The sequence below is a fragment of the Bartonella sp. AU18XJBT genome, from assembly GCF_028618595.1.
In the GTDB taxonomy this organism is placed as follows: Bacteria; Pseudomonadota; Alphaproteobacteria; order Rhizobiales; family Rhizobiaceae; genus Bartonella.
The window spans coordinates 1-16,683 of sequence record NZ_JAQITE010000023.1 but is presented as its reverse complement, the minus strand read 5'-3'; the positions used below and the strand labels follow the sequence as shown (position 1 = coordinate 16,683).

Annotated in this window: 5 protein-coding genes; all 5 read left to right on the top strand. The window is 37.3% G+C overall.

Features of this window, described 5'->3' with window-relative positions; translation table 11 throughout:
• Nucleotides 1–213 precede the first annotated feature (213 nt).
• Nucleotides 214–3,333: an autotransporter outer membrane beta-barrel domain-containing protein gene (locus PVV60_RS06965; RefSeq protein ID WP_273723977.1), complete on the top strand. Its 3,120-nt coding sequence runs from the start codon at nt 214–216 to the stop codon at nt 3,331–3,333.
• Between the two features lie 1,166 nt (nt 3,334–4,499).
• Complete coding sequence (locus PVV60_RS06960; protein ID WP_273723976.1) at nt 4,500–7,325, top strand: autotransporter outer membrane beta-barrel domain-containing protein; 2,826 nt, start codon at nt 4,500–4,502, stop codon at nt 7,323–7,325.
• A 442-nt stretch (nt 7,326–7,767) separates the two neighbouring features.
• Nucleotides 7,768–11,127, top strand: coding sequence for an autotransporter outer membrane beta-barrel domain-containing protein (locus tag PVV60_RS06955; RefSeq protein WP_273723975.1), 3,360 nt, complete (start codon nt 7,768–7,770; stop codon nt 11,125–11,127).
• A 201-nt stretch (nt 11,128–11,328) separates the two neighbouring features.
• The gene (locus tag PVV60_RS06950; protein ID WP_273723974.1) at nt 11,329–13,965 is read left to right on the top strand and encodes an autotransporter outer membrane beta-barrel domain-containing protein; all 2,637 of its coding nucleotides are present in this window, start codon (nt 11,329–11,331) and stop codon (nt 13,963–13,965) included.
• Between the two features lie 169 nt (nt 13,966–14,134).
• Nucleotides 14,135–16,683: autotransporter outer membrane beta-barrel domain-containing protein (locus PVV60_RS06945; RefSeq protein WP_273723973.1), on the top strand; the 2,549-nt coding region annotated here is incomplete at its 3' end.

The following is a 16,683-nucleotide window of genomic DNA, read 5'->3' as shown; positions in this document are numbered from 1 at the left end:
ATACACTTATAAAGTGTGATCTTTAACTATTCTCTTATAGGTGGTTTAGGCGTAGAGTTTTTGCCAAATTTATTGGGGTAGTTCATTGCACAGTTCAGATGAGCATGAGGCATGTTCTTTTTGTTACACGTTTCGTATTTTGAGGTGTGCAAGGGGATGTTTTGCAGGTGCTTTTATTTTTAATGAGAGGGGAAGAAAAGTTTCGAGGGAACTATGATTAAAGTTTTTAGAAATCATGTATGTTTATGTGCTTGTACAACAGCTATCCTCTCTTTGCTCCAAAATGGAAGAGAAGTTTATGCGGCTACAGAGGAGGTTGGTAAACCTTATGTTATAACTGTTACTCCGATTAACGGTATTCGTGTTACTTCTGGTTCTCATCTTAGTGGGAGTAATATGCATAAACCTCCTCTTAGTGGAGAGAGTGGGGATAATTATTATCCTTATAATAGGATTCATGTTGGCAATAACGATGAGGGGATTCGTGGGGGTAGCGATTATCGTAAGCTGAGTGGAAAGATTGGAGAGAATGGGTATACAGGTAATGTAAATAACTCTGTTAAAGATGCAGACTCTGATGGAAGAGGTGTGAATCCTAGGTTTTATTACTATGATGGGTTGTATTATATATGCGATAATTGCGGGGAATCCAAAATTGATAATAAATCTTATAAAATTATGAATAAGAACGTTTTCAACTATCCTGATGATCCTACTGCTATAACGGTAAAAGGAATAGGCACAAGGGTTAGTGGGGAGGATGTAACGGTTAGTAGTCAAATTGCTGATAAAACTTTTCTAATGGGGGTGCACGTATTAGAGGACGGTAAGATTGTTTTGAAAGATCCGATTATCAAAAATACAGTTATAGCCCTTCGTGCGAGCGATGGCGTGATTGAGGTAAAAAATGGAAAGATTAAGGAAAGTCATGAGGGTGTTGATGCAGCAGAGAACTCGTTTGTTCTTTTAGAAGATACAGAAATTAAGACCGCTAATGGGAATGCGAGTCTTTTAAGTTATGATCATTCAGAAATTTGGATGTCAGGTGGATCAGTTGATTTTATGAACAGCCATGGGGTTTCTTCGACGTTAGGTGGAAAAGTAAATCTCGAGAATGTTAAAATTACTGGGAAGGCGGACAACGGCAAGGATCATGCGGTTGTGCATATGGATTCAGGGGCGGCTGTTAATTTAGAGGGGACTACTGTTAGTACTGGTGGGGGTGTCCATGGCATATTATTAGAAAATACAGTCGCTTCTATTCCTCTGCAGGAAGTTAAAGATTTATCAAATGAGGATTCTGATTCAAAGATTCCTGTGACTGAAGTTAATATGAAATCCTCTTCTGTTACCGTAAAGGGTAAGGGATCTTATGGTATCTATTTGCGGGGAGAGAAGCCATGGAGTGAAGGTGGGGATAAAAAAGAAGAAATTTCATCAGAGGAAGAAGAAGTTTTACCACGATTAGAAGTTGTTAATTTGGATAAAACAGAGTTTTCTGTTTTAGACGATGCTGCTCTTTATGGTAGAAACATTATTTCTGGTGCGGTGGGGTTGGTGCACAGCACGCTTCGTTCTGGGAATTTTTTATTAAAAGCTGAGGAAGGTGCTTCTATAACAGTTTTGGCTGATGCTTCTACTCTTGAAGGTCGCGCACACGTTGATAAAAATTCTAATGCCGAACTTTATTTGGGAGGTCGTTCTAAATGGATTTTACAACAACCGTTGCAAAAAGATCAACATGGGGCTGCACATGATTCTTCTATTTCACTCGTTAGTCTTATGGGTGAGAGCTCTATTAATTTTAAAAGACATGAATCTTCTTCTGTTGATGATTATCAAACTCTTCGTATTGGAAAGGGAAAGGGTGAAGTTTATAGAGCACGGGACGGTGCCTCTATTTCCCTTAATAGCTATCTGAATAGTGGTGGTGCTCTTAATCATCAAAAGACTGATCGTGTTTTAATTCATGGTGATGTTTCGGGAAAAACGAAGCTCCAGGTGCATGGAGTTGCAGGAAGTCCAGGAGGATACACGGGAAGGGGAGGAAATGATGAAGGTATTTCAATCATTCAGGTTTCTGGACAAGCAGAGCAAGATTCTTTTCAGTTAGAAGGTGGTTATGTAGCACTAGATAAATTACCTTATCAGTATAAGCTTTATAGTTATGGTCCAAGGTCTCATTTAGGAAAAGCAAACATGGATCAAAGATTAGTTGAAGGGAACGGAGAATTTTGGGATTTCCGCCTTGAAAGTAGATCTATAGATTCTGATATTAAACCTAGACCAGATCCTGATCCAATTCCAGGACCAGAACCTTCTCCAGCACCAGCTCCGGAGCCTCACCCTCGTCCTAAGCCGGGTGTTAAGGCTGTTGTTCCGCAGGTTCCAACTTATCTGCTTTTACCTAATGCCTTACGTCATATTGGTTTGATGAATGTTAACAATCAAAATAAGCGATTAGAAGCTTTGCGAATTGCTTCTGGGGATTTATTAGAAAGTCGTGAAAACCCTATCTTTTTTGTGAGCAGTTATGGCGGCAATCATCGTTATGCTTCAAATCTTTCCGCGCTTGAATATGGTTATGGCGGCGAGCTTGGTTATAATGCCATAGAGGCAGGTGTTGTGCTGAAAGCAATCGAAAATATGTATGGTTCCACTTCTTTTGGAATTATCGGGGCTTACGAGAGATTTTCTTTGCAACCTTTGAATGTTGAACAGAGTCAAAAAAGTAAGTTTGATAAATGGTCAGTTACGGCATACGGTGGTATGCAGCATGATGCGGGTTTTTACGTTGATGGTCTTGCGTCTTACGGTTTGTTTAAAGGTGATGTTCTAACAACTGCACGTGGCAAGACGGCAACATTAAAAGGAAATCCTTTAAGTGCTTCATTGACTGCTGGTAAAACGTTTATAGTGGGGGAGGATGGTTTTGTTTTTGATCCGCAAGTTCAAGTTGTTTATCAATATCTTCAATTTAATAAAGTGCGTGATGTGGATGGCTTTGATATTGAGCTTGGAAAGCTTCATCAGTGGATAGGGCGTGTTGGAGGGCGTTTAACAAAGAGGCTGGTCGCAACTGATAAGGCTCAAGTTGTTTCCTTCTATGGCAAGCTTCATCTTGCTCACGGTTTTGAAGGAAAACAATTTGTGCATTTTAAAGATGCTTTTCAGCTAGGCTCTTTTGGTTCTTCGTTAGAAACTGGATTAGGTTTTAATGCCCAATTGTCTCAAAGCTTTGCACTTTACGGCGATTTGGTTTATCAGCACAAGCTAACGAAAGCTGGCTTTTCTGGAACGAGTTTCTCTGGTGGTTTGCGTTATCATTTCTAGTTTTGTTGCTGTTTCTGATTAATCTTTGAAAAAGTCACAAGTTGTGCTTGTGGCTTTTTCTCATTCTCTATTCATTTTGTGTTATAGAATTTTTACGAGAGTGTGACTTTGCATATCTTTAATATGCTTTTGGGTTGGAGTTCTTTCATTTTTTGAAAAGTCTGAAGTTTGTACGTTATCGTTTCAAAACGCGTATTTTAGAGTGATTGTTATATTATTTATAACATGCCGATTGATAAAGATATTTTTTAATTCAGGATGCTGAAATATTTTCAATGCTCTTATGATGAATCCATAAAAAAATTCCTTTGCAATATTATATGTCAGATTGGCAAGTGGATAAGTGTTTAAGAAAGGAGGCAATATAATTTTGCGAATTACCTTAAGAGGAGAGGATTGAAAATATTAGAAATTGGCAAAGAAAAAGATGTTACTCAAGTGCAATGAGGGCTATATCCGATGAATTTTATATTATATCCGCTGTCGGTGTGAAATGGGGATAGAAAAATGAGAGATATCTGAAAAAATTGATGAATGAAAAAACAATAATGACATATTGTTTTTGGAAAATATGTTTTCTTAAAAGGAATGCGATAAATAACAGGATGAGGTTATGTATAATCTTTACTTTTTAAATATCCAGTTCTGAATGCTTTTGAATATTGTCAAATTGAATTAAAATAATATAGTAAAAATAGGAACTGATTTTTATACGTTCCTGCTCTTTATTAGGCTGTCTTACTACGAAGATTACCTAAAAACAGATGTGCATTTTCCCCTTGTTTTCCCAATTTGGACAGATGGTTTTGTCTGCTTACAAAGTACATATTGTTTCAATATAATATCTATCGTTAGGATGTTGATTTATATCAGCTCTGGGGGATTAAACAGCTGTTAAAGTAGGCGTTTTAATGCATGTCAACCGATTAAGGATATTTTTGAATAACAACTTTAAAGGTGATTTTTCTGTCGTTCTTCAGTTATATTTTTGCAAATTCTTTGTAAAAGCGACAAACTTATATTGTATTTTTGAGTAGTTTTTTAATTTCATATTTACATAAAACACAAAAAATATTTAATAAACCTCTTGTATTTAAATCAAAATGTATTAAATTTTTTAACACGTTATGTGTTGCTCTATAATGGGGCGGAATTATGGTGTGATTATGATCAATCTATTTAAAAAACGTTTCTCCTTATGTACTTTTACAACGGCATTCCTATTTTTGACACACAGTGTTGATGTTTTTGCACACAATGCGGAATCTCAGGTTTTCTATGGAAAAAAGCAGTCTTCATGTGATCAGAGTGCAGCATTTTATCAGTGTTCTGATGGTAGAGAGCATGAAATTAATAATAAAGTTTATTCGCTAATGGATAAAAATGTTAATGGTGTCTATGGAGCCATGGAGATTTCTAAGAAAGATACATTTATTAGGGGCAAGAATATAACTGTTAAGAGTATTAGGGATGAAAAGAATAATTCGGAAAGGAACTTTTGGAAATATGGACTAAAGGTATCAGAAAAGGCCGGGGCCTCTCTGAGCGATTTCTCTTTGAGTGGTATTTTAGTGGGGGTGGAAGCTCATGGTGGCAACATCAAAATATCTGGCGGATCAATTGATGCAATCAAAGTAGGGGCTTTTGCTGGAGGAGAATCTCAAAGTAGAGTTGATTTAACGAATACACCAATTAGCCTAGGGAGTATTGGGGTTAAAGCAGAAGAAAAAGGATATCTTATTTTAGAGGGTGTCTCTATTACCGGCAAGGGGAGTGCTGGCAAGGATGATCGAGGGCAGGATGCAGGTCTTCAAGCAGCTTTTCATATATCTGAAAATGGTTATGTTGAGTTTATGAAAGGGTCTGTTGATGTTACTGATGCTCATGGGCTTTTATTGCAGGGGGATAAAGGTCCTCAGATTGATATTGGAGATTCCAATATTACAGTAAAAGGTAATGCATTTTATGGTATGCATTTTGAAGGTAAAGCAGCATCAGATGGTTCGTTAGAGAAAGAATTATCGCGTGTTTATTTGAAAAAGACACATTTTGTTATTCCAGATAGCATAGCTCTTTATAGCAGTAAATCTGGAAAGTCTTATATATCTTTGAAGGAAACAAAGCTTTTTGGAGATTTGTTGCTGAAGGTTGATAGTAACTCTTCTATAAAGGTTGTTGTTGAAGCTTCTGCACTTGTTGGTCAAACTCAGGTTGATAATAGTTCTACAGCTAACCTTGAATTGAAAAATAATTCACAGTGGGTTTTATTGCAACCAAGACATGAAAAATTAGAAGATCCTAGTTATAGAGGTGTTTCGTTTATTTCATCGGTAAGTCTTTCTAATAGTTCCATTATTTTTAAAAAAACAAATTCCAGTACTGATCATGCATATCAAACGCTTTATATTGGAAAAGGAAAAGGTCATGTTTATCAGGCTGTTAGTGGTTCTTGGATTCATTTGAATGCATGTTTAAATCCTAGTGATACAAGTGGTAATCAAGTAACGGATCGGCTTCTCATTCATGGTGATGTTTGGGGAAAAACTATAGTCCATATACAAGGGGTTGCGGGAGGTTTAGAAGAAAAAAACGAAAAAGCGCATAGTGTTTCAATTATTCAAGTTTATGGAGATGCATCGTCTGACTCTTTTCAACTGAATGGGCAGTATGTTGCATTGGATGGTGCGCCTTATAAATATGTTCTTCGTTCTTATGGCCCAAGTGCTACTGGAGGGGAGGAGCATGTTAGACAGAGATTTGCTTTGAACGGAGGAGCATTTTGGAATTTTCGTTTAGAAAATGAATATGTTCAAACATCTGCTGATTATAGAGCAACTCCTATGGTTTCTAAACGTACACCTCCTGCACGTGCTTCTTTTGAGGATGTTGTTCCAGCATCTTCTGCGGATGTTGTTTCAGCGTCTTCTGCGGATGTTGTTCCAGCATCTTCTGCAGAGGTTGTTCCAGTGCCTTCTGCGGATAGTCTTTCTAAAATTGAAAATGTTTCTCCGTCTCGACGAGGTGTAAGATCTGTTGTTCCTCAGGTACCAACTTATCTCCTTTTGCCAAATAGTTTATTCCATGCAGGTTTGATAGATATTAGCAATCAAAACAAGCAGTTGGAGATAGTGCGGACTAATCCTAGTGGAATGTTGGAAATTCATGAAAATCCTGCTTCATTTTTGCGTGGCTATGGTGGGAGCTATCGTTATGTTTCAGATTTATCTGCGCTTGAATATGGTTATGGGGGGGATCTAGGGTACTATGCGCTAGAGACAGGTGTTTTGCTACAAACTGTTGAAAATGTTGACAGTACTGTATCCTTTGGGGTTATGGGGTCTTATGGAAAGCTTTCTCTACAGCCTCGAGATGTTGCACAAAGCCAAAAAAGTACATTTGATAAATGGACTGCTTCAGTGTATGGCAGTATGCAGCATGATGCAGGATTCTATGTTGATGGTCTTTTATCCTATGGTCTGTTTAAGGGAGATGTTCTGACAACTGCACGGGGTAAGACTGCAACATTGAAGGGGAACCCTTTAAGTGTTTCCTTGATGGGTGGTAAGAAAATTGCCACAGGATATGAAGGTGTTGTTTTTGATCCACAGGTTCAGGTTGTTTATCAACATATTCAATTTAATGCGGCTCGTGATGTTGATAATTTTAATATTGAGATGGATAAACTTGATCAATTGATGGTGCGTATGGGTGGTAGTTTGATAAAGACTCTGACTGCGTCTGAAAAAGATCGTGATGTTTCTTTCTATGGAAAGATTCATTTTGCCCATGATTTTGGCAAAGAAAGAGCTGTGCGCTTTAAAGATTCTTTCCAGTTAGGGGCTTTTGGTTCTTCTTTAGAGGCTGGATTAGGTCTTAATGCTCGCTTGTCTCAAAAATTTGCGCTTCATGGTGATTTGGTTTATCAGCATAAGTTGAGCAAAGGTGGTTTTTCTGGAATCAGTTTTTCTGGTGGAGTGCGCTATCGCTTTTAGAATGATCATCTTGGGGTAAGTTGTTTAAAAAGCCACAAGCATAGCTTGTGGTTTTTTATTATTTTTTTGCAGCTCTTTAAATAAGCTTTTTTAAAAAATGTTTTTTGCATGAGCAAGTTTGTTGCTTTTTAGAAATGAGATAAGAATTTCTGGTTTGCAGTTTTTGCTTCTTATGTTGTTTTTCTCCTTTAGTGTATTTTTATTAAATTTTCTTGAAGTCACCGCTTTGGGGTGGAATTTTCATTTTTATCTATATTTTTACGCGTTTTTATAAATAATACAATTTTAAATTGTGATATTTTTGGATTCTGACTTTACATAAAACATTTAGTGGATATATAAAATACAAAACGTATTTTAAATTATTACGCGTAACCAAAGCAATTAAACAGAACGCGTGTTTTTTTGTTTTAGAGAAGGGGAAGAAAGTTTGTAGAAAATTATGCTTAAAAATCATGTCTCTTTATGTCGTTTTACAACGGTTATTTTTTTCATTGTATATAATGCTGATGCAGGTGAGATTTCTTCTGAGAAGAAGCCATATTCATGTAACGAAAGTGCTTCATTTTATCGTTGTAATGATGGTAAAATGCATGAAATTTCCAAGAAAACTTATCAACTTATGGGTGAAAGTTCTGATGCTGCCATAGAGGCATCAGGGGAAGATACAGTCATTGAGGGAGAGGCTATAATCATTAACGGTGTTTCGAATGCAAATGGCCATTCAGGAGCAAACGCTTGGACAACAGCTGTAAAGTCCTCGAATGGTGGAGGGGTTGCTCTATTTTATTCCATGTTAAATGATGTGTCGATAGGGGCTGATGTTAATGATGAGGGAGCTTTTGAGATGCAGGATGGGGTGATTAAAGCAACCAGAATGGGGATCAGTGTTGCTGGTAAAGGGTCATTTGTTGCTTTGACAAAGACAGAGATTAAGACATCTTCTGATGCGATAGGTCTTTTGAGTTATAATGGTGCAAAAATTTATATGAAAGGAGGGAAAATTAACTTTGCTGATGGTATTGGTGTTCAAACAGGAGGAGAAGGAGAAATTAATTTAGATGGTGTTTCTATTACTGGGAGGGGGAAACAGAGGAAAAATACAGATCATCATCGTGAAGATTCTGCTTTTAGTATGCTTCAGGGGAAAGGCTCTCTTAATTTCCAGAAAGGAAACGTTAATGTTAACAATGCTCATGGCATTGTATTGCAGGGGAATGATAATAATGCTGCTCATATCAAATATTCCAATATTTTTGTGGAAGGGAATGCATTTAATGGCATGCGCTTTTTTTGGGAAGCTGTCTTAAATGATAAAAAAACAATTATACCTGGAAAAGGGGCTGTCCATTTGACAAAGACAACTTTTATGGCTCCAGAAAGTACGGCTATTTATAGTCGCCAATTTGAAAGTTCTATTAAACTCTTACAAAATTCAAAAGTTTCTGGGGATTTGCTCCTGAAAGCTGTTGAGCACTCCAATGTAAAGATTGAGGCCGATGCCTCCACCCTTGTAGGAGTTGCACATGTTGATGACAGTTCTACAGCTAAGATAGAGTTAAAAAATGGTTCAAAGTGGATTTTATCACGACCAAAATATGACAAATTGCAAAATTCTGATGCTTCTGGTTCTAATTTAGGGGACTATTCCTTTATTTCATCAGTTGATCTTATAGGTAGTTCTCTTATTTTTGAAGAACTAAAATCCAAAACGACAGATGGTTATCAGGCACTTCTTATCGGAAAAGGATCGGGGACTGTCTATCGTGCACAAGGCGATGCGCGTCTTTATCTTAATGCATATTTGGATAAAGGAGGAGCTTTGCAAGAGCAAAAAACGGATAGGCTTTTAATCAATGGTGATCTTGAAGGAAAAACGACAGTCCATGTGTATAGTGTTCCTGGAAGCCCAGGGGCTTTGACGGGAGATGGTGGTAACGATCAGGGGATTTCCATTATTCAGGTTTATGGAAAAGCCGCTGAAGATTCTTTTCAGTTAAATGGGGGGTATGTCACACTTGAAGCTTCTCCCTATCAGTATCATCTTAAGAGTTATGGTCCAAGCTCTTCTTTCGGGAGGGTAGATTCCAATCAAAGAGTGCTTAAAAATACTGGAACATTTTGGGATTTCCGCCTCGAAAGTCAATTTGTTGATTCTACTTCTTTTGATTCCACTAAAGTTTTTCCTGTTCTTGATTTGGTTGTCCCTCCTTCTTCTGACGATATTCCTTCTTTTCCTAAAATTCATCCTAATATTACTGAAGGTGGGGATAGTTCTATTGATTCTAACTCTCAGCAAAAACCTCAGGAGCCAAGTCTTTCTTCTTCTGTAGATTTTCCTGATAGGGATTTCCATCTTACGACCACGCCCAATGTACCTGATGTTGTTGTGCTTGAGATCCCCAATCCTCCTTCCTCTCTTGCACCTGTTGTTCCTGCTATTTCTGAATCTAATCCAGTTGTACCACCTGCATCTGGTTCACCTGTTCCGCCGCCTGTTTCACCCACTCCTTCTGTTATTATCCCAGTTGCATCTGGTTTGCCTGTTCCGCCGCCTGTTTCACCCACTCCTTCTGTTGTTACCCCAGTTGCATCTGGTTTGCCTGTTCCGCCGCCTATTTCACCCACTCCTTCTGTTATTACTCCAGTTGCATCTGTTTCACCTGTTCCGCCGCTTGTTTCATCCACTCCTTCTGTTATTACCCCAGTTGCATCTGGTTTGCCTGTTCCGCCGCCTGTTTCACCCACTCCTTCTGTTATTACCCCAGTTGCATCTGTTTCATCTGTTCCGCCATCTGTTTTTGAGCCTTCTTCTCATTTTGAACCAAATGTGAGAGTCGCTGTTCCACAGGTTCTGACTTATATTCTTGTGCCAAATACCTTATTTTATGCTGGATTGATGGATATCAGTAATCAAAACAAGCAGTTGCAAGCGCTGCGAACTGTTTCTGGTCGGTTATTGAAAAATGATGAAAATCCCGCTGTGTTTTTGCGCGGTTACGGTGGACATCATCATTATACTTCAAATTTATCTGCACTTAAATATGGTGATTATGGCGGTGAGCTTGATTATAATGCACTAGAGGCAAGTATTTTATTCAAGAAAATTGAAAGTGCGTACAGTGCTACATCCTTTGGGATTATGGGAAATTATGGCAAGCTTTCTTTGCAGCCTCGAAAGGTTAAACAAAGTCAAGAAAGTATATTTGATAAATGGACAATCACAGCATATGGAAGCATGCAGCATGATACGGGTCTTTATATCGATGGTCTCTTTTCTTATGGTTTGTTTAATGGAAATGTTCTCACACTTGAGCGAGGTAAAACGGCTGCATTGAAAGGTAAGCCCCTAAGTGTTTCTTTAACTGCTGGTAAAACATTTATGATAGGTAGCCGATATTTTATTTTTGAACCACAGGTTCAGTTTGTTTATCAAAATCTCCAGTTTCATAAGACTCGTGATATTGATAATTTTAATATTGATATGCGAAGGCCAGATCATTGGGGAATGCGTATTGGTGGGTATTTAACAAAGACACTTACATTTACTAAAGATGCACATGTTCTTTCATTCTATGGTAAGCTTCATTTCATTCGTAGTTTTGATGATAAACAATTTGTATATTTTAAAGATGCCTTTCAGCTTGGTTCCTTTGGGTCTTCTTTAGAAGCTGGATTTGGTGTTTACTCGCAATTATCTCCCAAAATTATTTTTCATAGCGATCTGATTTATCAGCATAAATTTACGAATACCGGCTTTTCTGGAACGCATTTTTCTGGTGGATTAAGCTATCACTTTTAATTGTATCTTTCTTTAATACATCCTTTGTGAAAATCGTGAGCACAAAGCATGGTTTTATTGTGTTATTTTTCTGATTTTTGACTTTACATATAACACAAAACGAATTATGTGGACGACACATAAAAGGACAATCACTGGATGAATCAGATGCGTCTTTTCGGTTTTCGATGAAGATGAAATAAAGAAAGTTTAGAATAAATTATGATTAACGTATTAAAACGCCATGTATATTTGTGTGCTTTTACGACCTCTGTTTTACTTTTTGTGCATAATGTAGATGTAAATGCACAAGAGGAAGCCTCGTGTAGTTCTCTTTTTAAATTTTATCCATGTAATGCTGTTGATGCTGCTAAGATTATTCAAAATAACGATCAATTATATGTGAATGGATTGGATACAAGTTTTAAAAATGTTGTTTCTATATCTCAATCTAATAACATAGTTATTAAGCTGGAAAAAGGTAAAGAGAAAAAAGGTGTTTTAGGATCTGGTGGGTCTTTAGAATTTAATAAATCTGAGAAGATTATATCAGCAGTGATTGTGTCCAAAGATGAGAAGGCTTCTTTTAAGAAGATGTCTATTACGGGAGATGGCGAAAAGAAAAGTGGTCAAAATCTGTTATCTCAATCTGTATTTGGGGTGAAGCAGGGTGGTTTTCTCTTCGTTGATGATGGTAAAGTTCATGTTACAGATATTCATGGTATAGCGATTGAAAGTGCAGAACCGGTTTATAATGAAAAAGATAACGTGTGGGATAATTCTATGTCTTGGGTTTCGTTTGAAAACTCAGATATCATTCTTAAGGGACATGGAGCTCATGGTTTGCATTTTAGAGGAAGTTCTTCGCAAACTGAATATCAAGAGGGAGAGGCTCTTACGAGTTTAGGTGAGGTTCAATTTAAAAAAACGGCTCTTTATGTTCCCAATGGTACGGCTATTTATAGTAACGATGCTAGGAGGTATCCTTATATTACGGCATCAGATGGTTCTCATATCTTTGCTGATCAGTTATTAGATGTCAAAAATAATTCATTTGTCGCGCTTGATGCTTATGCGTCTTTTCTTGTAGGAGGAGCACAGGTTGAGAAAGGTTCTTATGGTGGTGTTGAGTTGTTCAATAAGTCACAATGGACTGTAAGAGCGAATGAAAATACACTTAAAAATAATCATAAAAAAGGTCCGTATTTTATAGATTCATCTGTTTCATTTGTAAGGCTTATTGATAGTTCTATTTTTTTTAGTAAACCAAGAAATGGTTTTTATCAGACACTTCGCGTTGGGAGGTTGGATGATGATCATGGTTTAGGTTATGCTTACGTTGCAGGGGGGGATGCACGCTTATATGTTAATGCACATCTTGCTACAAATGGAAAAAGTAAAACGGTAAAAGCTGATCAACTTTTAATCCATGGTGATGTTTATGGAAAAACCAAGGTGTATATTGTAAATCCTTCAGTAACTCTAGGGAAAGGAAATACGTTAAAAGTTAAGAAAGGTGAACGCCATGATGCTTCAATTATTCAGGTTTATGGAAAGGCTGCGGAGGATTCTTTTAAACTGGCAACGGGTTATGTCGCTTTAAGAGGGGCGCCTTATCGATACAGTCTGCGTGCTTATGGTCCCAATTCTTCTCATGGACAGGTAAAAGGAGGGAATGGATCCGTTAAAGAGAAAAATGTTGAGTATAACGGAGAGTTTTGGGATTACAGACTTGAAGCTGAATATGTTCAGCGTTCTTCTGAAAAGCGTCGTTTTCAAGTGAAAAAAGTTGTCCTTCGTTCTCGCATGCCTCGTTCTATCGGATCTCATACTTATCATAATAATGTTTTAGCTGATCATGATGTTTCTGCTGATTATCTTGCAGAGGATGTTAAAGCAGTTGTTCCACAGGTTCCAACGTATCTATCGATGCCTAGTGCTTTGTTTCAGGTTGGTTTGATGGATATGAGTAATCACAACAAACAGCTGGAAACATTGCGTATCGCTGTTGGAGCTTTAGGAGAAAATGATAAAAATCCTGCACTTTTTGTGCGAGGTTACGGTGGAAGTTATCGTTATGTTTCTGATCTATCTGAGCTTCAATATGGCTATGGCGCAAATTTGAATTATAATGCTATAGTGGCAAGTGTATTGCTTAATGCGATTGAGGATACAGATCACATTTTGAGCTTTGGAGTAATGGGGAGTTATGGAAAATTTTCCCTACAACCTCAAGATGTTGAAGAAAGTAAAAAAAGTGCATTTGATAAATGGTCTATTGCAGCATATGGCAGCATGCAGCATAATACAGGCTTTTATATAGATACCTTTTTTTCCTATGGTTTATTTAAAGGGGATGTTCTCACGCAAGCAAGAGGCAAGACAACAACATTGAAGGGAACACCTTTGAATGCTTCATTGATTGCGGGGAAGTCATTTATGGCAGGACATAAAGGAGTTATTTTTGATCCGCAGATTCAGGTTGTTTATCAAAGTTTGCAGTTTGATAAGGCATCTGATATTGATGGTTTTGATATCGAAATGGGAAAACTTGATCAGTGGGTGATGCGTGTTGGTGGGGCTTTAAGCAAGACACTTTCAGCCTCTGAAGAGGGTTCTGTTGTTTCTTTCAATGGAAAGGTTCATCTTGCTAATAGTTTTGGAGGAAAACGACGTGTACAGTTTGGAGATGAATTTCAATTAGGGTCTTTTGGTTCTTCTCTAGAAACTGGAGTTGGGTTGAATGCTCAATTGTCTTCAAACTTTGCATTGCATGGAGATGTAACCTATCAGCATCGTTTGAGCAAAGCTGGTTTTTCAGGGATGATTTTTTCAGGTGGTTTGCGTTATCGCTTTTAGATATATTTGAAATATAGAGCAATTTTTACATAAGTTATAGAGTGTTTTATGAAGTATAAAATGAATATTTAGGTTTTATACTTCTTACTATTCATATGTTTAACTTAACATTATTTCAGGTCTCATTCACTCTTAAATAAAGCGGGGGAGAAGGATTTGCGAAAGAGTTATGGTTAATATATTTAAAAATTATAGGTTTATTTTTACAACTGTTGCTTTTTCTTTTTTTGGGGTTGTAAATATTAATGTGGGCTTTTATGCTTTTGCAGCTCCCTGTGATGAAACAGGGAGCTTTTATACGTGCAGTGATGGAAAAAAACATACACTTGAAAATAAAACTTATAATTTAAAAAGTTCTCAAGAACATGCTCATGGTTCTGCTCCTATTAAGGCTATATATGTAGAAAAGGCAGGTACAGTTGTTCATGCATCTCAGATAACTGTTTATGGCGATGATTCAAATAAAATATCTACATATGGTGCATATGCAAAATATGGTGCGCGTCTTAATCTAAAAAATTCAAATTTTAAGAATGTACATGCTCTTCATGCTGAAAATGCGGTCATTAGCATGACAGATGGGGCAATTACGGAAACTTCTCACGCTATTTATGCCTTGGGTGAAGAAGCGGATATTGCTTTAGTACGTGTAAAGATTGATATTGAGCCAGACAACCTGCAAGGTATCGGGTTTGTGAGTAGACTTGGTGCAAAGATTAGGATGTCAGGCAGTACTGTTACGTTTAATGGGAAAGGTACATTTTCATCATTTTATGGAGGAGGGTATACTTTCAATAATACTATCATTAAGGGTAAAGGAAAACACAAAACTGTTATCGTTGATGAGGAAAATGTCGATAAAACACCAGAAGCTTTTGATGTATCTCAAGGGAGTAATATTCAATTGAGTAATAGTTCTATTGAACTGAGTGATATGCATGGTTTTTTAGTGAAAAATTCTTCGGTTGATGTGAATAATAAAGGAAAGTTGTTGTGGAAAGCATTTAGTTCATCGAATGAATTTAAGAAGACGAATATTAAGATTCAAAACTCCAATATTTCTGTGCAGGGTAAAGGAGCACATGGTCTGTATTTTTATGGATTAGAACTAGACGAATGGTTTAGAATACCTAATTCAGCTAATGAAATTTTGTTACGAGGCAAAAATATCATTATAGGAAAGGCATTTGTTCAATTATCAAAGACAAACTTTACAGTTCCAGAAGGTATCGCCATTTATAGTACTGGGGATGATGGTTTTGGAGCTAAAGCTACCCTTGAATTATTGAACGATACAAAAATCTCTGGTGACTTATTAATAAAAGCTGAAAAAGATTCTTCTCTTCTTGTTCAAGCATATTCTTCAACTCTTACAGGGGGAGCGCGCATTGAAGATAGTTCTCGTGTTGATTTACAGTTAAAAAATGGTTCAACATGGTATCTTACTAAGCCTAAATATCAAGGTTTAGAAGAAGAGGATGTTACGTTTTCATCGCTTTCTACTTTGAGTCTTCAGGATAGTACGCTTGTTTTTGAGAAATATGTCTCTCAAGATTATCAAACATTGTATATTGAAAACAAAATATACGATGAAGTAGATATTTATGCATTAGATGATGTTGATCAAACAGCGGGCAGAGATGAAGTGTACAATAAAGTATACAGTGCGGAAGGTAATTCTCGGATTAAGATGAGCACATTTATGAATCATGATGGTTCATTTGATTCTCAAAAAACTGATCGCATTTTGATCTATGGTGATGTTTTGGGAACCACACTCATTGGGATGGAAAAATTTCAAAAAATTTCAGATAAAAAAGTGATTGACGAAAGTCATCAAAGTGTTTCGATTATTCAGGTTTTTGGAAAAGCAAAGGAGGATTCCTTTAAACTTTTGAATGATTATGTTGCGATAAATGGATTTCCTTATCAATATAAACTTCGTGCTTATGGTCCAGGTTCTTCTTCTGGAAAAGCGAATCCCGAAAATAGATTGGTTGAAGGGCAAGAAGATTTTTGGGATTTTCGTCTCGAAAGTGTTTACATTAGTTCTGAAATAGATCATTCTGAATCTATTTCAGTTCCGTCTATTAAACCTACGTCCACAGTTTTACCACCTAAATCTGAAGCAGAAACTATACCTTCTGAACGACCATCAGAGACTATTTCGCCTGAACAACCTCCTTCTGTTGAGCCTCCACTTATACCATCTACACCTTCTTTGCCTGAAATATCTGAGCCGTCTGAAACATTTATTCCTACGGATTCTACTCTCACTCCTTCTGCGCCTGTACGTCCTTCTGGATCAACTGTTCTGGAGGATCCTTCTACTGTGCGACCTATGCCTGTTGTTCCAGTTGAAGATTCTACTGATGAGGTTTTACCATCTGAACCCTCTGTTCCGGTATCTCCTTCATCTACGGATTCTGTTCCTACTCCTTCTGCACCTGTTCCATCTGTACCAACTGTTCCGGAGGCTCCTCCTGCTGTGCGACCTATGCCTGTTGTTCCAGTTGAAGATTCTACTGATGAGGTTTTACCATCTGAACCCTCTGTTCCGGCATCTCCTTCATCTACGGATTCTGTTCCTACTCCTTCTGCACCTGTTGAACCAAAGCCTTCTACATCTTCTGACTCTTTAGATTCTTCGTCTCATCTTCCTATATCGCTTGATGTTCAGTCGAATCTCCAAATTAGAGCTGTTGTTCCGCAAGTGCC

Coding starts and splice junctions, on each gene's coding strand:
- PVV60_RS06950 (WP_273723974.1), top strand. CDS start 11,329: ATGATTAACGTATTAAAACGCCATGTATATTTGTGTGCTTTTACGACC.
- PVV60_RS06960 (WP_273723976.1), top strand. CDS start 4,500: ATGATCAATCTATTTAAAAAACGTTTCTCCTTATGTACTTTTACAACG.
- PVV60_RS06965 (WP_273723977.1), top strand. CDS start 214: ATGATTAAAGTTTTTAGAAATCATGTATGTTTATGTGCTTGTACAACA.
- PVV60_RS06955 (WP_273723975.1), top strand. CDS start 7,768: ATGCTTAAAAATCATGTCTCTTTATGTCGTTTTACAACGGTTATTTTT.